Below are 19630 nucleotides of genomic sequence, written 5' to 3' on the forward strand. Positions count from 1 at the left end.
AAACCTGCAAGCCGGGGATAGCTCCCCAGCCTGCAGTCACAGCATTTAACGCCGTTTTCTCCCTACCAGCCAGACCAGGATGAGCAAGGCCAGTACCGCCAAGCCGATTGCCGGAGCCATATAAGGCTGTAACCGTGCCAGCAGCGGGATAGGGCCACCTTGCCGCAATACGGCGACGTCCGTGGCGCTGACCTTAACCGCAGGATTGCCATACTGCTGCAGGACATAATTGCTGATAGCGGCAATCTGCTGGTCGTTTAGAGGATTAACATACGACTGGGGGCCAAAGTTCGGCATCAGCACGTGTTCACCGCCGACCCTTCGTTCAACGCCGAACAGAATCGCCGAGATCAGGTTGGCCGGGTTACCTGAACCGGTGGCCGTGTTATTGAACAGCGAAGGGTAAGCCTGATTTTTACTGCCGCTACCGTCCGGCTGGTGGCAACTGGCGCAGTTGCCGCTAAACAGCGCGGCGCCATCGGTCAGAGTGTTATTGGCCGTGGCAGGGTGTAGCCCGCGCAACTGAGGCTCAACGTTTGCCGGCTTGCCATAGCTGTCGGCCGCCTGGCTGTCATGGCGGTCCCTGATCGGGGCAGTGCTTTTCAGGTAAACGGCGATGGCCGATAAATCCTCATCGGAAAAGTACTGCAGGCTGTTTTCGATCGCTTCCGCCATGCCCCCAGCGGCCTGGTTCTTACCGGCCACCTGGCCGGTTTTCAAGTACTGCACCAATTGCTGCTGGCTCCAGCCACCAATACCGCTGATTGGGTCGGAGGTGATGTTGGGCGCATACCAACTGCCGACCATACCGCCCGCCAAGGGCTGACTATCGTCTTCAGCCATCAGCAGATTGCGCGGGGTGTGGCAGGTATCGCAGTGTCCAGGACCATTGACCAGATAGGCGCCCCGATTCCATTGTTCGCTTTTGCCGGCGTCTGGCGCAAAGCGCCCCTCTTTCAGAAACAGCAGATTCCAGGCCGCCATGCTAAAGCGCAGATTGAACGGAAACGGCAGATCGGTCAGCGTATTTTTCTGATCGACCGGTTTCACCGCGTGCATAAAGTAGGCATACAGCGCTTTGATGTCCGCGTCGCTCAAGCGGGTATAAGAGGTATAGGGCATGGCGGGGTAGAGGTGGGTGCCGTCGGCACGGATACCGTCCCTGACCGCGCGGGCAAACTGCTCTTCGCTGTAACTGCCGATACCCTCGACGTTGGACGGGGTGATGTTGGTGGCGTAAATCATTCCCATGGGGGAACTGATGCCATAACCGCCGGCAAACGGCGCACCGCCCTCCGGTTTGGTATGGCATGCCTGACAGTCGGAGGCGATGGCAACCTGCTCGCCTTTTTTAATCAACGCCGCACCGCTTAAATCACCGTCGTCTGTCGCCTGTGCGGCGCTACTGCCGAGTAACAGCAGGGACAAAAGCGTCAGCTTTAGCTGTTTTTTCATGATTTCACCGCCAGCTGGCGCGCAATGTCATCGGCGGCCTTGATGCCCAATGCGGCCATGGTCAGGGTACTGTTCACCACGCTGGCGGAAGGAATGGCACCGCCGCCCGGCAACCAAAGGTTGGCATGGTCATGAGTACGGCAATTGCCGTCTACCACCGAGTCTTCGGGGCTGTGGCCCATGATGGTGCCACCCATAATATGGTTATTGGCGTTCAGGCTGGTGGTGATATTGAATTCATCGGCATCAAACAGTTGGCCGATGTGCTCCAACTGTTTATGCGCGGCCTCTGCGCCCTTACGCACATAGTCGCCGACGTCGTAGTGGATGTCCGGGCAAGGCAGGCCATGAGCATCTTTCCGGGTTTTACTCAGGGTCAGGCGGTTGTTGGGGTCTGGTAACGGTTCCAGGCTGATGGATAAATCGACGCCATAGGCGGCGCGTCGGCGGATTTCGGCGTCCAACTCTTTGCCGACCAGGCCTTTTTCCAACGCTTGCTGGGTAGCCGGTACCACCCGGTTGATATTGTTGAGGATCATTTTGTTGGCCGAGTAGTCTTTGCGAAACTCACCGTCACGCGGGCCAACCAGACAACTGCTTTGTGCCGGGCCACGCCCCAGCCACAGCGGTTCTTTCGCCAGGAAGGTACAGTGAAAGCCCGAATGGTCCATCATATTGCGGCCCACCTGATCGGAAGCGTTGGCGATACCGTTGGGATTGCGCTCATTAGCCGCCATCAGCAGCAGGCGCGGGGTTTCTATGCCGTTACAGGCTAACGCAAAAGCTTTGGCCGTGGCCCGGTGGGATTGTTTTTTGTTGTCCAGCCAATGGACTGCCGTCACCTGATTTTGCTCATCGGTGTCGATCTTGTAGACCACCGCTTCGGCCAGCACCACCGCACCTTTCATTTCAGCACGTTCAATATGATGAATGCCGTTGTACATGGCGCCTATCGGGCAAATGGGTTGGCAGTTGTTGTTACCGCAGCAGGTCGGACGGCCTTTCCACGGATGGATACTGCGCCCCTGTGGGATGGGAACGGAGCGGTAACCATGCGGGTTTACCACCTCGGCAAAGCGGATGTCGCCGTGAGCCCAGGGCACCATATCCATCGGGTAAGGTTTGCTGCGCTCAACCGGGGACTGCTGTTGCGGATCGTTGGGGCCGGCGACGCCAATTTCTTCTTCGGCCCGGCAATAGTAGGGTTCCAGCTCGTCGTAGGAAATCGGCCAGTCGCGGCCCACGCCGTACAGCGTTTTCATTTGGAAATCACTGGGCAGGTGGCGCCAGCAGGAGGCGGCCCAGTGCCAGGTGGTGCCGCCGACGGTGCGCAGATAACCCTGCTTGAAACTGCCGGCGCTCGGGCCGCTCAGCGCAACATAGTTGTTTTCCGGGAAATAGAGCGGCGCGGTGGCGAATTCAGATTGTGGGTAAAGCCCCTGGTAATCTGAGCCGGCGCGGTTGTCAAAAGGCATATTGCGCCAGTTCTCTACCGCCTGGCCGCGTTCGATGCGCAGGCCCGCTTCCAGCACCAGCACAGAATAACCCTGGCTGACCAATTGATCGGCCATCATGCCGCCGACGATGCCGGAGCCCACGATCACAATATCGGCCGAGGCGTTGCCATCGGCGGTAAATACAGGTTTTTTCATCAGAAGGCTCTTAGATCACAAGGAAACATTGACGGCAGGCGGGGCTGCGGTCCACCACAGCGGTCCATTGCCGCAGTAAGTGGGAACGATTAGCGCGTCGCTGGCGGGGCGATACATCAACGCATCTTTGTAGGCAATCAGCTGCGCCGTTTGGCCATGGCCGACGGTGCCGGTATACCAGGCGGTGATAATCGCGGTGACCACATCCTGCAAGCCGGCCTGAACGGCCTGCTGTTGCAGCTGTTGGGCGCTCTGGCCCGGTTGCAGCAGGCCGCCGAGTTGCTCAACCTGTGCAGTGAACTGGGGATTCTGGTTATGCAGCGCAGTAAAAATACGCGCAGACATCCCCTGATCGATATCGTTATGTTCGGTCAACGTCTGGGATATTTTGAAGAAGCGGGCAAACTGCAGCGGATTGGCTGAGGCAGTTTGTTGTTCAGCCAGGCTGAGGAAAGGATAACTGAGCAGCGAGCTTGCCAGCAGGGTTGAGGCCAGCCCCAGCAGCACTTCACGTCGACTGAAACCGGTTCCATTTTTGGCTGGTAGCCCACCATCATCTGATAACAAATTTTCCATGTGTTTTTCTCACAACAGGTGTTAGTGCCGAATAAGGCAAAAGGGATCAGGTAAAGAGGGATAAAAAATAATCAACAATGGAATAACTCCATTGCTTATGGTTTTATTTCTAATAATTTGGCGGGATATTAACTTGGCGATAACTTTCCGGCAATAAACTTGCTTAGGTATTCTGACAAAACAGCACGTAAAGAATAAAAAACCCGCCGCAGCGGGTTTCCGGTTTATGCGTTAGCTCTTGCAACCCATCAATTCCGGCAGCACGCCCGGCTTGGCCTTCAGCGACGCCTGCACGTCTTCTGGCAAACCGGCCCAGATAATCAGCCCGGTGCGCTTCTCAATTTCGTTAACCGTTACGCGGTACTGACAAAAATCGGCGTTTTTCGGGGTGTTTTGATCAAACAGAAACGCCGCATAGTGGTTCACTTCCGGGCTGTTATTGATAAAAATCACCTTCCAGTAAGCGCTGGGGATGGTATGTGCTTTTTGGGTGCCCGGCAGTTTACCCATATTGCGCTCGTACAGCGGGCCGGTCACGGTATACACCGAACTGATGTCTGCCCGGTCAATCAGCTTGCGTTCCTGATCTTCCAACCGTGCCCAGGAACCCTGGTTCAGGTCGGCCATCTGCGGCGTGATGTTGGAAAGGTAGTTCAGCGACTCCCAGTCAGAGACCCCCGCCAAAGAGGCCAACGGCGCCTGATGCCCACGGTCGACCTTCAGTGCCGCGTTGGCACCGGTGTAATCCGCCGGGATCAGCGTATCCGCCGGGTTCAGCGCCGGATCGGTCTTCCAGTTGCGTGTTTTGCCACTGGCTGGCGTGTCCTTGGTGATGTGATAGGCCACCCAGTTGGCGAACTTGGTGGTGCTGTTGTTGTTCAGCGTATAGGCGTGGCGAACGATTGACACATTGCTGCTGCCGCCGGTTGGGCAACCGACTGCACAGTTGTCGATCGATTCCAGTGTCTCGGCGGAAGCCTGAGCGGTAAACAGCAGGGCGGCCAGAGCTAACATCTTGTTAAAACGCATATTCATATCCTCAATAAGTTAAAATAATACTGTATGTATTTACAGTGAAATTAACTTATCGCAATGAAACGAATACAACAATGCAACACATTCACGTTATGAATGTGTCAGCGTTGATACAGCGAAGTTGATGAAAACAGGCAGTGCGGCGACAGGGCCGAGGTGTCAAAAACGCCAAAAGGCGCGGGAGCACAAAATCAACATAGGGTAAATCTCAAGGCGGCCAAGCAGCATCGCCGAGCACATCAGCCATTTGGCCGCATCGCTAAGCGTACCAAACCCGGCGGCGGTTTCACCAAAGCCTAATCCCATATTATTGATACAGGCGGCGACGGTGGCGAAGGAAGTAACCAGGTCATAGCCCATCAGGTTCAGCAGCCAAACGAAGAAACAGCTGAAGAAGACATACAGAAAGAAGAAGCTCCAGACCGAACGCAACACGCGATCCTGAATAGGCGCATTGCCAACCTTGATGGTGAAAATGGCGTTGGGATGAACCAGTTGGTTAATCTCATGCCGGCTCTGCTTGTACATGATCAGAAAACGCAGTGCCTTGATACCGCCACAGGTAGAACCGACACAACCGCCGAAAAAGCTTGCCGCCAACAGCAACATAATGGTGTGAGAGGGCATTTTGGCATAGTCGGCGGTGGCCAGCCCGTTATCGGTCATCATCGAACTGGTGAGGAAAAAACCGTGTACGAAGGAGTCTTTGGCGCCGTACATGCCAGAGCGGTACAGCTCGAAGCAGACAATCGCCACGATAATTGACAGCACCAGCAGGAAAAAGCGCAGTTCCGGGTTTCTGTAGAGTGGCTTCAGGCTGCGGCGCCCTACGGCGACGAAATACAGGGTGAAGTTCACCGCCGCCAGGATAGAGAAAATCCCGCCGACCATTTCCACCGCCGAGCTATCGTAAAAGCCCAGGCTCTCATTGCGGGTGGAAAACCCCCCGAGTGAAACGGTGGAAATCCCGTGGCAGAGGGCATCAAACCACTGCATGCCGGCAATGCGGAACGCCACCGTGCAGGCCAACCCCAGACCGAGATAAATCAGCCACAGGTTTTTTGAAGTGTCGGCCAGCCGCGGGGTCAGGCGTTCTTCCTTGAACGGGCCGGGCATTTCCGACTGATAAAGCTTGGCGCCACCAATGCCGAGCAACGGCAGTACCGCCACGGCCAACACAATGACGCCGAGGCCGCCGATAAAATTGAGCTGGGAGCGGTAGTAGAGGAAAGATTTAGGCAGGCCGGAAACATCATTGAGCACCGAAGCGCCGGTGGTGGTGATACCGGAAACGCCTTCGAACATGGCATCGGTCAGGCTGATGTTTAGCGTGTCGTCCATCCATAACGGCAGGGCGCTGACCATGGAAAACAGCAGCCAGAACAGCACAATGATTAAAAAACCGTCCTGCGTGCGCAGCTGTACCCTGGACTGACGGGTGCTAAACCAGCCCAAACCGCCGAGCGAACCGGCAATTACCAGCGTATAGAAGAAAGAAAAAACGCTTTTTTCTTTATACAACAACGCCACCAACAGAGGGGGAATCATTGACAGGCTGTAAAGGAAAACTAAAAAACTGCAAAGATGAATAACGACCAGAATCTGCTTATTCTTGACCATACTTGCGCCCGAGTTGCCTGTCGGCAATGAGTCAATTTATTCTTTAAGTATATAAAGAATAAGGCAGACGATATAAAAAAGGCGTAAAAATTCATATCGTCTGCGAAGGTTGGCACGTTTTTTAACCCAGGTGGTGTTTATTCCAACAGGTTGTTGACGGTGCGACGCACGTATTGTGTCATCTGAGCCAGATCTTCGGGCGATACCGGCCCGCCACCGGCGCGGACTACCTGCTGTTCTATCTGGGCAATTTCCTGCTCGACCTTATTGGCAATCTGTACCTTGACGATTTTATCCACCGACGAGAGCAGAACCTTCAGCACCACTTTCAGCGCCACATTCTCGCAGAACGAATCGTAGTGATGAACCGCGGGCGGCGTCACAGGAGGTTCGGGTGCGCGTGGGGCCAGAGCCTTGAAACTGTCTACATTTTCAATAATAAGATCCATGTCTCTTATTAGTTCATCAAAATCTTTAGACACTGACTTATTTCCCTTCGCTATGCGCAAAAACACAACGCCCGTCATCAGGGCACAGGGCGGTGATTGACGGGCAGAACGAATTTCGACCGTGACGTTCAGGTAGTGAATGGCAGGCTGAGCGGCATTTTAACCTTGCTGCGGGTTGGCAACAAGATGGGGCCGAAGGAATCAACGACCCCGCAGTGCAGGTAACAGAAGGTTATTGCTTAACTTTTCAGCTTGGCGGTGATTTTCGCCACGTGCTCGCCCTGGTAGCGGGCAATGGTCAGCTCTTCCTGGCTCGGCTGGCGTGAGCCGTCCCCCCCGGCGATGGTGGTTGCGCCATAAGGCGTACCGCCGCGCACATGCGAGACGTCAAACAGTTCCGGGGTGGCGTAACCGATCGGCACAATAATAAAGCCATGGTGCGCCAGGGTGGTCCAGGTTGAGGTAATGGTATGTTCCTGCCCGCCGCCGGTACCGGTGGAGGAGAAGACGCTGCCCACTTTGCCGTACAGCGCACCCGAGGCCCACAGGCCGCCGGTTTGATCGAGGAAGGTGCGCATTTGCCCGGCCATGTTGCCAAAGCGAGTTGGCGTGCCGAAGATAATGCCATCGTAATCGGCCAACTCCTGTGGGCTGGCCACCGGTGCTTTTTGGTCTTGTTTACCGCCGGCTTTGGCAAAGGCCTCTGCCGGTATGGTTTCCGGCACCCGTTTCAGTGTCACTTCAACGCCACTGACCCGGCGAGCGCCTTCCGCTACCGCCTCCGCCAGGGTTTCAATATGTCCGTACATTGAGTAATAAAGAACCAATATTTTCGCCATGTTCCACTCTCCGTTTTGGTGATTGAACGATATGCCCCCCTAAGCATAGAAGTGAATACTGAACTTATCCTCACGGCTTTATTTTATCCCGGCGATGGCCAGCAACGCCCCGAAGGTGATCAGTAAGCCACCAAACGCTCTGTCGATGCCTTTACGCAGTCGCAGCAGACGTGCATTGATGCCCGGTGCCGAAAACAGCAGTGCGACGGAGCTGAACCAGAGGATATGGGCAAGTGCAATGAATAACCCATAACCGATTTGCACGCCGAGCGGTGTCTGCGGGTTAACCACTTGCATAAACAGGCTAACGATAAAAATGGTGGTTTTGGGGTTCAATACGTTAGTTAAAAATCCGGTTTTCAGGGCAGCGAAATCGCTAACGGCAGCCGGTGTGGTTGAAGAGGCGGCTGCACTTGCACCGGCGTTACGCAGCATGCTGACGCCGAGGTAAATCAGGTAGGCGGCACCGATTGCTTTCAACACTGTGAACAACCACAGCGATTGCTGGATCAATACGCCGACCCCGATCAGGGTGTAGCTGACGTGGATAAGAACACCGCCGCCAATACCGCAGGCGGTTAGCACTCCGGCACGACGAGAAAGCAGCAGGCTGTTGCGTGACACCATGGCAAAATCTGGCCCCGGACTGATGACAGCGAGTAAGGTAATGGTGACGACGGCGATGAGTTCGGTCATAGTAATCCTATAAAAAATCAGAAGAGAGTGTCTGATTTATAAAAGGAATGATCGACGGTGACAAACGATGAAAACTGACGATATCAGTGAGAAAAACTCACGCAAGATAAACCGACCTTTGTCATTAGGGGGCTTGCGTTGTTTTGAGGCTGCTGCACGGTTGGAAAGCTTTACCCAGGCGGCAAACAGCCTGAGCCTGACGCACGGCGCGGTTAGCCGAGCGGTCAGGGCGCTGGAAGATGAACTTGGCGTTGCGTTGTTCGAACGTCGCCATCGGCGGGTATATTTGACCACCGCCGGGAGAGTGCTGCTGCAAGCTTCACAACAGGCGTTTGGCATTCTGGAACATACGGCACAAACTCTGCGACAGCAGGCACAGGATGCACCGCTGGTATTATCTTGCGAGCCGACGCTGTTAATGCGTTGGCTGATACCGCGTTTGCCGGCTTTTCAGCTGGCACATCCTGACATCAACCTGCAGTTGGTTGCGGGTGGTGGGCCGTTTTCGTTTAAAGACGGTATTAGCGCCGCTATCCGTCGTAACGATTTTGATTGGGGCGATAAGCTGCATAGCGTGACGCTGTTCGATGAGCGGGTTGGGCCGGTGTGCAAATCTGAAATGGTGCCGCGTTTTATTGCCGTTAATGATGGCCAGCCCTCCTTGAACCATGACGCCGTATTGCTGCACTCAGCGACCCGGCCTGACGCTTGGCGGCAGTGGGCGCAGTCGCAGGGTGTGGCACTCAAGGGGCAACCGGAGCAGCGTTTCGATCACTTTTACTTCAGCTTGCAGGCGGCGGTCGCGGGGGTAGGTGTCGCTATCGGTCCGTGGCAGCAGGTGCGTGATGACGTTGCCTCGGGGCTATTGAGCGCCCCTTTTGGCTTCATGCCAGACGGCAGTGGTTACTGTTTGCTGACGCCGCAGGAAATCCGGCCGGGCGGTGCTCTGGCCCGGCTGGCCGATTGGCTGAAACTCAGTGCCGATGGCTAGAAGGTAACGTTGCGGATAAAACGCAAGGGTTGTTCGCTGCGGTTGGCGTAGGCATAGTGCTGATCGCTGTTGAACACCTGGGTTTGTCCGGCCTCCAGCGTCAGGGTTTGCTGTTCCAGTAGCAGCGTCAGGCTACCGGCGATCACGTAGATAATTTCGCTCCAGCCTTCGGCATCCGGTACCGAGTCGTAGTGCTCGCCCGGCATCAGCGTCCATTCCCAGAGTTCAACCCGTTGGCGTGCAGGCACACTGGCGGCGAACAGCGCCTGGCTTGCCGGTTGTACTCCCTGCCAGGCCAATTCCCCCACCAGATGGCTGCCGCGCGTTTCGGGCGCCTGGATCAGATCGGTGAAGGAAATATTGAGTGCGTCGGCCAGCTTATCCAGCACCGCCAAACTAACGTTACGGTCACCGGCCTCAATGCCGGCCAGCATGCGGCGGCTGACGTCGGATTTTTCTGCCAACGCCACCTGGCTAAGCCCCGCCTGCTGGCGATAACCGCGCAGGTTGCTGCTCAGGTATTGCAGTACCTTGGGCGCTTCATGTTTACCGTTGTTCACTGTATTGCCCATCCGCAGGCTTTACCTCATACTGGCAGGATCTGTGCATTATATTGCACCCAGCAGGAAGGGCAAGCCGGTGTCCGCAGTAAAAAAATCCTTTATTTCAACCTATATTCCCAAGATAAAGCGGCAGGAAGCGGTGCTGATTTTCATCACCATGATCTGGGGCGGCACCTTTTTGGCGGTGCATCTTGCCATGCAGGTCAGCGGGCCGTTCTTTTTCGTTGGCTTGCGCTTCGCCGCGGCCACGTTGGTGTTGATGCTGTTCTCCCTGCGCAGTTTGCGCGGGTTGACCTGGTATGAGCTGAAAGCGGGCGTGTTTATTGGCGTTGCCATTATGTTCGGCTACGGTCTGCAAACCGTGGGGCTACAAACCATCAGCAGCAGCCAGTCGGCGTTTATTACCGCCATGTATGTGCCTATGGTGCCGCTGTTGCAGTGGTTGGTATTGGGACGTTTTCCCGGGGGGATGACCTGGGTCGGCGTGTTACTGGCATTCAGCGGCCTGATGCTGCTGGCAGCGCCGAGCAGCAGCGATATGACGCTCAGCGTGGGTGAGATACTGACGCTGATTGGCACGTTGGGCATGGCCGCCGAGATCATTTTGATTGGTGCCTATGCGGGCAAGGTCAATGTCAAGCGGGTGACGGTGGTGCAATTGGCTACCGCCTCAGTGGCCTCGTTCCTGATGATGGTGCCTACCGGCGAGTCGGTACCGCCGTATAGCAGCTATTTGTTGTACAGCGCGATTGGCCTGGGGCTCGCCAGTGCCATCATTCAGGTAACGATGAACTGGGCGCAACGCAGCGTTTCGCCAACGCGTGCCACGGTCATCTATGCCGGGGAGCCGGTCTGGGCCGGGTTGGTCGGGCGTATTGCCGGCGAGCGTTTGCCCGCTGTCGCCCTGTTGGGGTGCGCACTGATCGTGTTGGGGGTGCTGGTTAGCGAACTGCGTATTCGCCGCAAAGGGAAAGCGGCGGCGCTGGTCGAATAAGGCCCGTTTAGCGGGCCATAGTCATTTATTAACGTACGGCACTGTCTGCCAGCGGCAGCGCTTTACGCCTGCGCAGCAGGGCATTAAGGATAATGGCCCCGAAAGTGGCAGTGCCTATCCCGCCCATGGTGAAGTTGCCGATAGTCAGTGCAAAATCGCCTGCACCCAGTACCAGCGTGACCGCAACCATAATCAGGTTGCCGTTATCGCCCAGGTCTACTTTGTTTTGCACCCAGATGCGCGCACCGGCGACGGCGATCAGACCGAACACTACCACCGAGGCGCCACCCAAAACCGGGCCGGGAATGGTGTGGATCAGCGCGCCGAATTTTGGTGAAAACCCCAGCACAATCGCTACTAACGCCGCCGCGACAAACACCAACGTAGAGTAAATTTTGGTTACTGACATTACGCCGATATTCTCGGCATAGGTCGTCACCCCGGTACCGCCCACCGAACCGGAGAGCATGGTCGCCAGCCCATCGCCGACGAAGGCGCGGCCGATATAAGGGTCGAGATCGCGGCCGGTCATGCCCGCCACCGCTTTGACATGCCCAAGGTTTTCCGCCACCAGAATGATCGCCACCGGGGCAATCAGCAACATGGCGTGCAGGTTAAACACCGGTGTGGTGAACTGTGGCAGGCCGAGCCAGGCTGCCTGGCTTAGTGCGCTGTAATCCACCGGTTTGCCAAGCCCAAAGCCGTTGGTGGCTAACACGTAAATTAAATAGGCGGCGATCAATCCCACCAGGATCAACAGCCGCTGCATCAGCCCGCGGGTGAATACCGCGACCGAGCCAATACACAAAATAGTGGTCACCGCCATCCAACTGTCAAAGTTGGAGGCTGAAACGCTGCGCACCGCGATAGGCGCCAGGTTAAGGCCAATCGCCATCACCACGGCACCGGTCACCACCGGCGGCATCAGGCGTTCGATCCAACGGGTACCCACGCTCATCACCACCAGGCCGATCAGCAGATACACCAGGCCACAGGCGATAATGCCGCCGAGCGCCAGCGCAATGTTCGGGTTAGCGCCCTGGCCGCTGTAACCGGTCAGAGCGATCACCAGCCCGACAAACGCCGCGCTGGAACCGAGATAGCTTGGCACCCGGCCGCCCACCACCAGGAAAAACAGCAGCGTGCCGATGCCGGACATCAGAATGGCCAGGTTGGCGTCAAAGCCCATCAGCAGTGGCATCAGCACCGTGGCACCAAACATCGCCACCGCATGTTGCAAACCCATCACCAGCGTTTGCGCCAGCGAAAGCCGTTCATCGGGCGCGACAATCGAACCGTCCAGACTGCCTTGTTTCATGCGCCATTGGGGAAACCAGGTATTCGCCATCGTTATCTCCAAAATTTCAGGGTGCAGGTGAATGTGTTTGAGCGGTTATGCGCCGATCATTGTTTCAACAGCGAGTGGTAGCGCCGGTCGAAATAGGCCAGACCGTGGCTGTCGTCATTACGCGTCAGCGCCAGCGCCTGGCAGAAAAAAATGTCGTGGGTGCCGACGCTGACAATCTGGCCGATTTGGCAGTCGAACGAGACCACTGCACCGTGCAGGATGGGGGATCCGGTCGCCAGCGTAGACCAGCGTGCCGCGGAGAATCGCAGCTCCATCGGGGTTTTACCGCCGAACAGATTCGACAGCGACTCATGCTCCGCGGCCAGCGTATTGACGCACAGCGTCTGGTTTTGTTTGAACACCGAATAGACCGACGCGGAACGGTTCAGGCACACCAACAAGGTTGGTGGCGTGTCGGTGACGCTGCAGACAGCCGAAGCGGTAAAACCGGCCCGGCCGGCAGGGCCATCGGTGGTGATGATATTGACTGCCGATCCCAGGCGCGCCATGGCGTCGCGGAAGTCCTGTTTTTCTACATACGGCGACTGTAGTGGCGTATCGGCAAGCAGCGTTTGGCTTTGCATTTTGTGTCTCCGGGCTAGGGTTGCAGGCGGGTTTGGGCGTTTTGCGTTTTCAACAGCCAACCCAGCAGGATGTGGTTAAAGTGCTCGGTGTCGGTCACGCTCATCGCATGGCCGCCGTAGGCCATCTCGGCCAGTTCACCGTTCGGCAGGCTGGCCGCCAACTGATGCGAGCAGTGATAGGGCACCAGCAAATCGTCGCGGGAGCACAGCGCCAGGGTTGGTGTGGTAATGTCCGCCAGGTGTGGGCGAAAATCGGTATTCATCAGCGCAGTCAGACGGCGCAGCAGGTTTTCGGTGCCCTGAAAATGTGCGGTCTGGTGCTGCAACTCTTCATCCAGCAAGGCGGAGTGCTGCGACAACCAGTCGGCGGGGAACAGGAACAGCGGCTGGGCGCGCACATAGGCTTCCACTCCGCTGTTGAGCAACAGATCCTGACGTACTTTGAAGCAGCGGCGGGTCTGGCTGTCCAGCGTCGGCCAGCCGTTGACCACCACCAGTTTTTCGACCAGTTGCGGATGAGTGAGCGCCAATTGCAGGCCAATCATGCCACCCAGTGCATGGCCGACGAAGTAACAGCAGTCGACGTTGAGTGAACGCAGCAACTGCGCCACTTCATCGGCCATATCGGCCATGCTGTAGCCGTCCGGCACGCTCCCTTTGCTGCGAGCGGTACCGAAGTGATCGTAAACCACTACCCGGAAGTGCTCGCCCAGCGCGTTAATCTGTGGTTGCCAAAAACTGCCTGCGCCACCCAGCCCGGCAGACAGCACCAGCGTGGGTGCCAACGGCGTGTCTTTTCCCAAAATCTCAAAATACATGCTCAGTCCTCAGCGGATAATGACTCAGCGGCCGATATGGGCCACGGTGGCAATTTCAATCAGGGCGTCCGGCTTTACCAATCCGCACTGAATGCAGTAGCGCGCCGGTTTGTCGCCGGGGAAATACTCTGCATACACCTGATTGATGGCGGCATAGTTTTGCCAGTCGGTGAGGAATATCGAGTTAAAGGTCACGTCGTCCATGCAGCCACCGGCGGTTTCAATCACGCTTTTGATGGTCTCCAGCACGTGACGGGTTTGCGCTGCAGCGTCACCGACGTGCACCACGTTATTGTTTTTATCGAATGCCAGCGTGCCCGAGACGTAAACCACGCCGTCGGCCAGGGTGCCGGGCACGAAAGGGGCCAGCGGTTTGCCGGTGCCCGGCGGGGTAATAATGGTTTTTGGCATAGTGGCGCTCCTGGTGAAAATTTAATTTTGGTTAAAGGCGAGCAACACTCATGCCGTCTGGCTGAGCGGGGCGGCGAGTACATCACAGAAACTGTCGACGTCCGACACCCAGCCAAAGAAGGTTTCGATGTTGTACAGCGCCGCCTGCTGGGCGAACTGCGGTCCGGCCTGGTGAGTGGCGTCGGCCAGCACGATGCCGAAATACTCGAGGAAAAAGCCGTCGCGCAGCGTGGACTCGACACAGACGTTGGTAGCGATGCCGGTAAACACCAGATGATGAATGCCATACGAGCGCAGCAGACTGTCGAGTTGGGTGTTGAAGAAGCCGCTGTAGCGCGGTTTCGACAGCACGATATCGCCGGGCTGCGGTTGCAGCTCGTCCACCAGATCGTAATCCCAGTCGCCCCTGGCCAGCAGCTTGCCCATCAGTTCCGGGCGTTTACGCATGGTTTTCAGCGCGTTGGATTTATGCCAGTTGGGGGAACCCTGCCCACCGGCCTCGACGTACTGGTTGTCCCAGCCATTTTGGAAAAAGATCACCTTGATACCAGCGGCACGGGCTGCGCTGATAGCGCGTTTGATGTTGGCGATCACCGGGGCGGTGGCCGAGATGTCAAAACCGGCCAGATCCAGATAGCCGCCCTGCGACGCGTAGGCATTTTGCATATCCACCACAATCAGCGCGGTTTCCTGCGGCGCAAAGGCGATAGCCTCCGGACGGGCGGGCAGGGTGAGCGTAACCTCGGCCTGCGGCGACTGACGGCGTACTACCGGTTGGTTTTCAACAATTTTCATTATGCCACCTCGCGGCTTGCGGCAGTCTGTGGGCAAACGTCGGCGCGGCTTTTCATCAGCGGCTGGATGCGCTCGCCAAAGTTTTCCACCCCGGTGACGAAGTCATCGAAGGTCAGCAGCACACCTTCGGTGCCGGGCACGGTGGCGATTTCATCCATCATGCGCGCCACGTTAGCGTAGGAACCGACCAGCGTGCCCATATTGATATTGACGGCGGAGGTGGGGTCCGCCATCTGGCGTACGTTGGTGTCGGCACCGGATTTAGTGTCCTTGCCGCTTTGCTCGGTCAGCCAGGCCAGGGCTTCGGTATCGGCCCCTGCTTTATAGCTTTCCCACTTGGCGCGGGCGGCCTCATCGGTTTCATCGGCAATAATCATAAACAGCACGTAGCAGGCCACGCTGCGGCCTTCGCTATCCGCCGCAATTTTTAAGCGTGCTGCGGTTGGTGCAAAGGCGGTCGGCGTGTTGACGCCCTTGCCAAAGCAGAAGTTGTAATCGGCATATTTGGCCGAGAAGGCCATGCCCGCGTCGCTTTGTCCGGCGCAGATCACCTTGATGTCCGCCTGCGGCTGTGGGCTGACGCGACAGTCGTCCATCTGGAAAAACTCGCCTTTGAAATCGGATTTACCGGTACCCCACAGATCGCGCAGCACATTGACGTACTCCGCCAGATAGTCGTAGCGACGGCCGAAGTAATCGTCGCCCGGCCACATGCCCATCTGCTCGTATTCCGGCTTCTGCCAGCCCGTCACTACATTAAGGCCAAAACGCCCGTTGGAAATCGAGTCAATGGTGGAGGCCATGCGGGCGACGATCGCCGGTGGCATGGTCAGAGTGGCGGCAGTGGCGTAGATCTTGATGCGTGAGGTGACGGCGGCCAGCCCGGCCATCAGGGTGAAGGACTCCAGGTTGTGATCCCAAAATTCGGTTTTGCCACCGAAACCGCGCAGTTTGATCATCGACAGGGCAAAATCGAAGTTGTAGTGCTCGGCCTTCTGCACGATGGTTTTATTGAGTTCAAACGTCGGTTGATACTGCGGGGCATTGCTGGAAATCAGCCAGCCGTTGTTGCCGATCGGGATGAATACGCCAATTTTCATTTGAACACCTCGGTTGCTAGTGGAACGGATCATGCGTCGCCTGAATGCTTTCTGTGGACGGCGCTGGATACGGAGGCTTTTGCAAAGGCGGTGCCAGTTTTTAAAATGGTTTATTTATCAATGGATTATTTTTATTTCGTGATTTTCATGTTGAGCGAGTGGTCTAAAACAGACCATTTGGTCAAAACGGCATGCACAAAAAACAGGCGTAACTGCTCATTAAAGGTGCAGAAAATCACTCGGAAGGGGTAGGTAAAAGCGTGGGTTTCACCCAATGGCTTTGTTATGCTGGCCAAAATCTGGCTGTGCCAAGGAGCCGTAGTGAAGCGACAAGCCGTTAAACCCCCTACGCGTCGCTCGCGTGCGGTAGCCGCAAAACGCGGCGCTATCTTGAATGCGGCACTGGAGTTTTTTTCGCTGTACGGTATTCATGGCACCAGTCTGGACCAGGTGGCAGAACGTGCCGACGTGTCCAAAACCAATCTGCTGTATTACTTCCCCTCCAAAGAAGCACTGTATCTGGCGGTGCTGAAAGATATTCTCGACGTCTGGCTGGCACCATTGAAGGCGCTGCGCGCCGATCAGGAGCCCCTGCAGGCGATTCGCGAATATATCCGCCTGAAGCTTGAGGTATCTCGCCAACACCCGCAGGCCTCACGGCTGTTTTGTCTGGAGATGATCCAGGGGGCGCCGTTGCTGAAACAAGAGCTGCAGGGCGGGTTGAAGGCGCTGGTGGACGAGAAGTCCGCGATGATTGAGCGCTGGATCGCCGCAGGCCATATCGCGGCGGTAGAGCCGCACCATCTGATCTTCATGCTGTGGGCGACCACTCAGCACTACGCAGATTTTTGGGTGCAGGTGGAGGCAGTGACCGGCAAGACTCTGGACGATGAGGCGTTTTTTCAGCAGACGGTGGAGAACGTGCAGCGGGTGATTATCGAGGGTATTCGGCCGCGCTAGGCGGATGAGAGCAGGGGGATAGCGAGCTATCCCCCGGGGAATGTTAAGCGGTTTTCTTTTTGCGCAGGAACACGTAGGACAGACCGAGCACCACAAACCACAGCGGCGTGACGATCAGCGCCTGACGGGTGTCTTCGCGCAGCGTCAGCAACACCAACACAAAGGCGAAGAACGCCATACAGACCCAGCACATCAGTTTGCCGGCCGGCATCTTGTAGATCGATTTCTGGTGCAGCGCCGGGCGTTGCTTACGGTAAACCAGATACGAGCACAGGATGATGGTCCAGACAAACATAAACAGGATCGCTGAGACGGTGGTTACCAGCGTGAAGACCGTCATCACGTTCGGGATCAGGTAAATCAGCACCACGCCACCCAGCAGGCAGATACAGGAGAAGGTCAGGCCATTCGCCGGTACTGCTCGCTTGGACAGGTGGGCAAATGACTTGGGCGCATCGCCTTCCTGCGCCAGACCGAACAGCATACGGCTGGTAGAGAACACGCCACTGTTGGCGGAAGAGGCGGCGGAGGTCAGCACCACAAAGTTGATCACGCTGGCCGCCGCAGGCAGGCCAATCAGCACAAACAGTTCTACGAACGGGCTTTTGTCGGCGACCACGGAACTCCATGGCGTGACCGACATAATCACGATCAGGGCGAACACGTAGAACATGATGATGCGGATAGGAATCGAGTTAATCGCGCGCGGCAGCACTTTTTCCGGGTCTTTGGTTTCAGCCGCGGTGGTGCCCACCAGCTCAATGCCGACAAAGGCGAACACTGCAATCTGGAAGCCGGCGAAGAAGCCGCTGATGCCTTTCGGGAACATACCGCCGTCATTCCACAGGTGTGAGAACGACGCGACGGTGCCGGTTGGTGACTGGAACTGCATGGCGATCATCACCAGCCCGGCGATGATCAGCCCGACAATGGCGACGATTTTGATCATCGCGAACCAAAATTCCATCTCACCAAACATCTTCACCGTCGCCAGGTTCAGGCCCAGCAACAGCAATATGCACAGCAACGAAGCGATCCACTGTGACAGTCCGGGGAACCAGAACTGTGCGTAGGCGGTGATCGCCACCACGTCGGCAATACCGGTGACCACCCAGCAGAACCAGTAGGTCCAGCCGGTAAAGAAGCCGGCCCAGGGGCCGAGCAGATCGGCGGCGAAATCGCTGAAGGATTTATATTCCAGATTGGAGAGCAGCAGCTCGCCCATGGCGCGCATCACGAAGAACAGCATAAAGCCGATAATCATGTACACGAAGATGATCGAAGGCCCGGCCAGGCTGATGGTTTTGCCGGAACCCATAAACAGACCCGTACCTATGGCACCGCCTATGGCGATCAGTTGAATATGTCGGTTAGTTAGGTTTCGACGTAGATGATCTTCTGATTCTGGCGCGGCCTCTGCGGCTATTTTAGAGTGATCTACCATCTGATGATGTCCTGTTTTACCTGTCATGAGTGAAATAGTGAGCTCTGAAGTGGCTCTTTTTTATACGATTATCTGGTTGTGCCAGATTTAGTAAGGTAGTGCAATAACGCCACCTTTGTGCAACATGTTTACAACATTTATGCGAGGGATAAAAGTCGATTGTTCTTTACACTGCGGAGGCAAATCGGACGTCTCGGGGGCGGAAGATTACTCCGGGTCTGGCCAGATTAACAGCCCTGATGCGACTTATCTTGTTGATAAAACAGAGGGTTAAAAACATCGCATGAGAAAAACTAATGGGTGTAAGCGTTTGACATTCGGGGCTAGCAGTGAAGAGGTCGACGAGTAAGGTCGTAAGCTCGGCGGGAAGTGCTCTGGGGGGGGAATCAATTGATTACAAGGCTGGCTTGCGTATTACTTATCAACCAAATCAATTTGTTAGCGGTTTTTTTTCTTCAGCGTTTTTTAAGAATAATACTTAATTGAGACTCGTCCCACAAAAATGGCATCCTTCCGGCGTGAATATTCAGTTAAGTGATCTGACGCAGGCTGGGCCTATTACTACTCCATTTATCGCGATGACCAAGAGCCGATTCCCTGCAAAATTGATAATGGGATCCCGGTGCTTCTTCAGAGCTGCTATAGGCGCGCGGGCTACCCGGAGTTCGAAAGCCAGAGGCCAGACGGTTCAAAACACCCGGCTAACCAACATCAACCCCAGTGCCCAAATCCCGGCGGACAGCGCGCTGGCGCAATAGACCTGCCTGAGCGGCAGAGCAATGATGCCGGCGACCAGCGGTACGGTGTAGCGCATTACCGCCAAAAAACGCGACATAAACAACAGCACCCACCCTTTATGCTGCAATGCGGATTTTGTTTTGAGCAGTGCCTGCCGGTATCGGGTCGGCAGCCACTTTCCGGGTTCGCGTTGGCAGAACAGCGAGCCACAATGGAAGGACAAAACGGAACCGAGCAGGGCGCCCAGGGTAATCGCCGCCCAGACATGGACGTCGGGGAGCATGCTTTTACCGGCGACGATGCCCAGCATCAGCGTGACCGAAGCCGGTGGCAACAGCGAAGAAATAAAAATCACTGACTTTCCCAGCGAAAATAAAAAGATAATCAACAACAGGAATTCAGGTTCCGGGCTGTATTTGGCGATAATTTGTGTGAGTTGTTCCATCGGCCACCTGTGAAAATGTATTCTCTGGTGACCAGTGTCCCATTCGTAACTTCAATAAATGGTCAATTAGGTTTTGTTAACTGAATAGGTTCATCCTGATGAGATTGCGTGGTTACC

Annotated in this window: 20 protein-coding genes; 3 read left to right on the forward strand and 17 right to left on the reverse strand. The window is 56.1% G+C overall.

Annotated features, from left to right (window positions below; all coding sequences use genetic code 11):
• Positions 1 to 45: 45 nt before the first annotated feature.
• The 8 genes from SERS4_RS0109755 to SERS4_RS0109790 form a co-directional block, all read right to left on the reverse strand.
• The gene (locus tag SERS4_RS0109755; protein ID WP_017892341.1) at positions 46 to 1455 is read right to left on the reverse strand and encodes a cytochrome c; all 1410 of its coding nucleotides are present in this window, start codon (positions 1453 to 1455) and stop codon (positions 46 to 48) included.
• Complete coding sequence (locus tag SERS4_RS0109760; RefSeq protein ID WP_017892342.1) at positions 1452 to 3107, reverse strand: GMC family oxidoreductase; 1656 nt, start codon at positions 3105 to 3107, stop codon at positions 1452 to 1454. Before SERS4_RS0109760 ends, SERS4_RS0109755 begins: the two co-directional genes overlap by 4 nt.
• A gap of 15 nt (positions 3108 to 3122) precedes the next feature.
• Positions 3123 to 3683 carry a sugar dehydrogenase complex small subunit gene (locus SERS4_RS0109765; protein ID WP_017892343.1) on the reverse strand — a complete coding sequence of 187 codons (561 nt, stop codon included), beginning with the start codon at positions 3681 to 3683 and terminating at the stop codon, positions 3123 to 3125.
• A 231-nt stretch (positions 3684 to 3914) separates the two neighbouring features.
• Positions 3915 to 4712 (reverse strand): DNA/RNA non-specific endonuclease, encoded by a 798-nt coding sequence (locus SERS4_RS0109770; RefSeq protein WP_017892344.1) that lies wholly within the window; start codon positions 4710 to 4712, stop codon positions 3915 to 3917.
• A gap of 165 nt (positions 4713 to 4877) precedes the next feature.
• A complete protein-coding gene (locus SERS4_RS0109775; RefSeq protein ID WP_017892345.1) occupies positions 4878 to 6338 on the reverse strand; it encodes a TrkH family potassium uptake protein in 1461 nt (486 codons plus the stop codon).
• 137 nt (positions 6339 to 6475) lie between these two features.
• The gene (locus SERS4_RS0109780; RefSeq protein WP_017892346.1) at positions 6476 to 6787 is read right to left on the reverse strand and encodes a hypothetical protein; all 312 of its coding nucleotides are present in this window, start codon (positions 6785 to 6787) and stop codon (positions 6476 to 6478) included.
• 239 nt (positions 6788 to 7026) lie between these two features.
• The gene (gene wrbA, locus SERS4_RS0109785) at positions 7027 to 7626 is read right to left on the reverse strand and encodes an NAD(P)H:quinone oxidoreductase (RefSeq protein ID WP_012006238.1); all 600 of its coding nucleotides are present in this window, start codon (positions 7624 to 7626) and stop codon (positions 7027 to 7029) included.
• 78 nt (positions 7627 to 7704) lie between these two features.
• The gene (locus tag SERS4_RS0109790) at positions 7705 to 8322 is read right to left on the reverse strand and encodes a LysE family transporter (protein WP_017892347.1); all 618 of its coding nucleotides are present in this window, start codon (positions 8320 to 8322) and stop codon (positions 7705 to 7707) included.
• A 67-nt stretch (positions 8323 to 8389) separates the two neighbouring features.
• Between SERS4_RS0109790 and SERS4_RS0109795 the strand changes: the two genes are divergently transcribed.
• Positions 8390 to 9313, forward strand: coding sequence for a LysR family transcriptional regulator (locus SERS4_RS0109795; RefSeq protein ID WP_017892348.1), 924 nt, complete (start codon positions 8390 to 8392; stop codon positions 9311 to 9313).
• Here the strand turns inward: SERS4_RS0109795 and SERS4_RS0109800 are convergent.
• The gene (locus SERS4_RS0109800; protein ID WP_012006241.1) at positions 9310 to 9885 is read right to left on the reverse strand and encodes a helix-turn-helix transcriptional regulator; all 576 of its coding nucleotides are present in this window, start codon (positions 9883 to 9885) and stop codon (positions 9310 to 9312) included. The genes SERS4_RS0109795 and SERS4_RS0109800 overlap by 4 nt on opposite strands.
• A gap of 67 nt (positions 9886 to 9952) precedes the next feature.
• On the opposite strand from SERS4_RS0109800, the gene SERS4_RS0109805 reads away from it, so the two are divergent.
• Entirely contained in the window at positions 9953 to 10870 is a 918-nt protein-coding gene (locus SERS4_RS0109805) for a DMT family transporter (RefSeq protein WP_017892349.1), read from the forward strand.
• A 28-nt stretch (positions 10871 to 10898) separates the two neighbouring features.
• Here SERS4_RS0109805 and rutG read toward each other — a convergent pair whose 3' ends face one another.
• From rutG to rutA, 6 genes are read right to left on the reverse strand one after another with little or no spacing between them, the layout of a single operon-like run.
• Positions 10899 to 12218 carry a pyrimidine utilization transport protein G gene (rutG, locus tag SERS4_RS0109810; RefSeq protein ID WP_017892350.1) on the reverse strand — a complete coding sequence of 440 codons (1320 nt, stop codon included), beginning with the start codon at positions 12216 to 12218 and terminating at the stop codon, positions 10899 to 10901.
• A gap of 56 nt (positions 12219 to 12274) precedes the next feature.
• Complete coding sequence (gene rutF, locus SERS4_RS0109815; protein WP_012006244.1) at positions 12275 to 12802, reverse strand: NADH-dependent FMN reductase RutF; 528 nt, start codon at positions 12800 to 12802, stop codon at positions 12275 to 12277.
• Positions 12803 to 12816: 14 nt separating this feature from the next.
• Positions 12817 to 13620: a pyrimidine utilization protein D gene (gene rutD / locus SERS4_RS0109820; protein ID WP_017892351.1), complete on the reverse strand. Its 804-nt coding sequence runs from the start codon at positions 13618 to 13620 to the stop codon at positions 12817 to 12819.
• Positions 13621 to 13644: 24 nt separating this feature from the next.
• The gene (gene rutC, locus SERS4_RS0109825; protein ID WP_012006246.1) at positions 13645 to 14031 is read right to left on the reverse strand and encodes a pyrimidine utilization protein C; all 387 of its coding nucleotides are present in this window, start codon (positions 14029 to 14031) and stop codon (positions 13645 to 13647) included.
• 48 nt (positions 14032 to 14079) lie between these two features.
• Positions 14080 to 14826 carry a pyrimidine utilization protein B gene (rutB, locus tag SERS4_RS0109830; protein WP_017892352.1) on the reverse strand — a complete coding sequence of 249 codons (747 nt, stop codon included), beginning with the start codon at positions 14824 to 14826 and terminating at the stop codon, positions 14080 to 14082.
• Positions 14826 to 15926 carry a pyrimidine utilization protein A gene (gene rutA / locus SERS4_RS0109835; RefSeq protein WP_017892353.1) on the reverse strand — a complete coding sequence of 367 codons (1101 nt, stop codon included), beginning with the start codon at positions 15924 to 15926 and terminating at the stop codon, positions 14826 to 14828. Before rutA ends, rutB begins: the two co-directional genes overlap by 1 nt.
• 285 nt (positions 15927 to 16211) lie before the next feature.
• On the opposite strand from rutA, the gene rutR reads away from it, so the two are divergent.
• Positions 16212 to 16886, forward strand: coding sequence for an HTH-type transcriptional regulator RutR (gene rutR / locus SERS4_RS0109840; protein WP_017892354.1), 675 nt, complete (start codon positions 16212 to 16214; stop codon positions 16884 to 16886).
• Between the two features lie 43 nt (positions 16887 to 16929).
• On the opposite strand, the gene cycA is transcribed toward rutR, so the two are convergent.
• Positions 16930 to 18330, reverse strand: coding sequence for a D-serine/D-alanine/glycine transporter (gene cycA / locus SERS4_RS0109845; RefSeq protein WP_026142302.1), 1401 nt, complete (start codon positions 18328 to 18330; stop codon positions 16930 to 16932).
• Positions 18331 to 19018: 688 nt separating this feature from the next.
• Positions 19019 to 19513, reverse strand: a complete 495-nt coding sequence (locus SERS4_RS0109850) for a DedA family protein (protein WP_017892356.1) — start codon at positions 19511 to 19513, stop codon at positions 19019 to 19021.
• Positions 19514 to 19630 lie beyond the last annotated feature (117 nt).

Source organism: Serratia sp. S4 (genome assembly GCF_000347995.1).
Taxonomy (GTDB): domain Bacteria; phylum Pseudomonadota; class Gammaproteobacteria; order Enterobacterales; family Enterobacteriaceae; genus Serratia; species Serratia quinivorans.

Coding starts and splice junctions, on each gene's coding strand:
- SERS4_RS0109765 (WP_017892343.1), bottom strand. CDS start 3,683: ATGGAAAATTTGTTATCAGATGATGGTGGGCTACCAGCCAAAAATGGA.
- rutD (WP_017892351.1), bottom strand. CDS start 13,620: ATGTATTTTGAGATTTTGGGAAAAGACACGCCGTTGGCACCCACGCTG.
- rutC (WP_012006246.1), bottom strand. CDS start 14,031: ATGCCAAAAACCATTATTACCCCGCCGGGCACCGGCAAACCGCTGGCC.
- SERS4_RS0109795 (WP_017892348.1), top strand. CDS start 8,390: ATGAAAACTGACGATATCAGTGAGAAAAACTCACGCAAGATAAACCGA.
- rutF (WP_012006244.1), bottom strand. CDS start 12,802: ATGCAAAGCCAAACGCTGCTTGCCGATACGCCACTACAGTCGCCGTAT.
- wrbA (WP_012006238.1), bottom strand. CDS start 7,626: ATGGCGAAAATATTGGTTCTTTATTACTCAATGTACGGACATATTGAA.
- rutR (WP_017892354.1), top strand. CDS start 16,212: ATGCTGGCCAAAATCTGGCTGTGCCAAGGAGCCGTAGTGAAGCGACAA.
- SERS4_RS0109760 (WP_017892342.1), bottom strand. CDS start 3,107: ATGAAAAAACCTGTATTTACCGCCGATGGCAACGCCTCGGCCGATATT.
- cycA (WP_026142302.1), bottom strand. CDS start 18,330: ATGGTAGATCACTCTAAAATAGCCGCAGAGGCCGCGCCAGAATCAGAA.
- SERS4_RS0109775 (WP_017892345.1), bottom strand. CDS start 6,338: ATGGTCAAGAATAAGCAGATTCTGGTCGTTATTCATCTTTGCAGTTTT.
- SERS4_RS0109755 (WP_017892341.1), bottom strand. CDS start 1,455: ATGAAAAAACAGCTAAAGCTGACGCTTTTGTCCCTGCTGTTACTCGGC.
- SERS4_RS0109850 (WP_017892356.1), bottom strand. CDS start 19,513: ATGGAACAACTCACACAAATTATCGCCAAATACAGCCCGGAACCTGAA.
- SERS4_RS0109780 (WP_017892346.1), bottom strand. CDS start 6,787: ATGGATCTTATTATTGAAAATGTAGACAGTTTCAAGGCTCTGGCCCCA.
- rutG (WP_017892350.1), bottom strand. CDS start 12,218: ATGGCGAATACCTGGTTTCCCCAATGGCGCATGAAACAAGGCAGTCTG.
- SERS4_RS0109800 (WP_012006241.1), bottom strand. CDS start 9,885: ATGGGCAATACAGTGAACAACGGTAAACATGAAGCGCCCAAGGTACTG.
- SERS4_RS0109790 (WP_017892347.1), bottom strand. CDS start 8,322: ATGACCGAACTCATCGCCGTCGTCACCATTACCTTACTCGCTGTCATC.
- rutB (WP_017892352.1), bottom strand. CDS start 14,826: ATGAAAATTGTTGAAAACCAACCGGTAGTACGCCGTCAGTCGCCGCAG.
- SERS4_RS0109770 (WP_017892344.1), bottom strand. CDS start 4,712: ATGCGTTTTAACAAGATGTTAGCTCTGGCCGCCCTGCTGTTTACCGCT.
- rutA (WP_017892353.1), bottom strand. CDS start 15,926: ATGAAAATTGGCGTATTCATCCCGATCGGCAACAACGGCTGGCTGATT.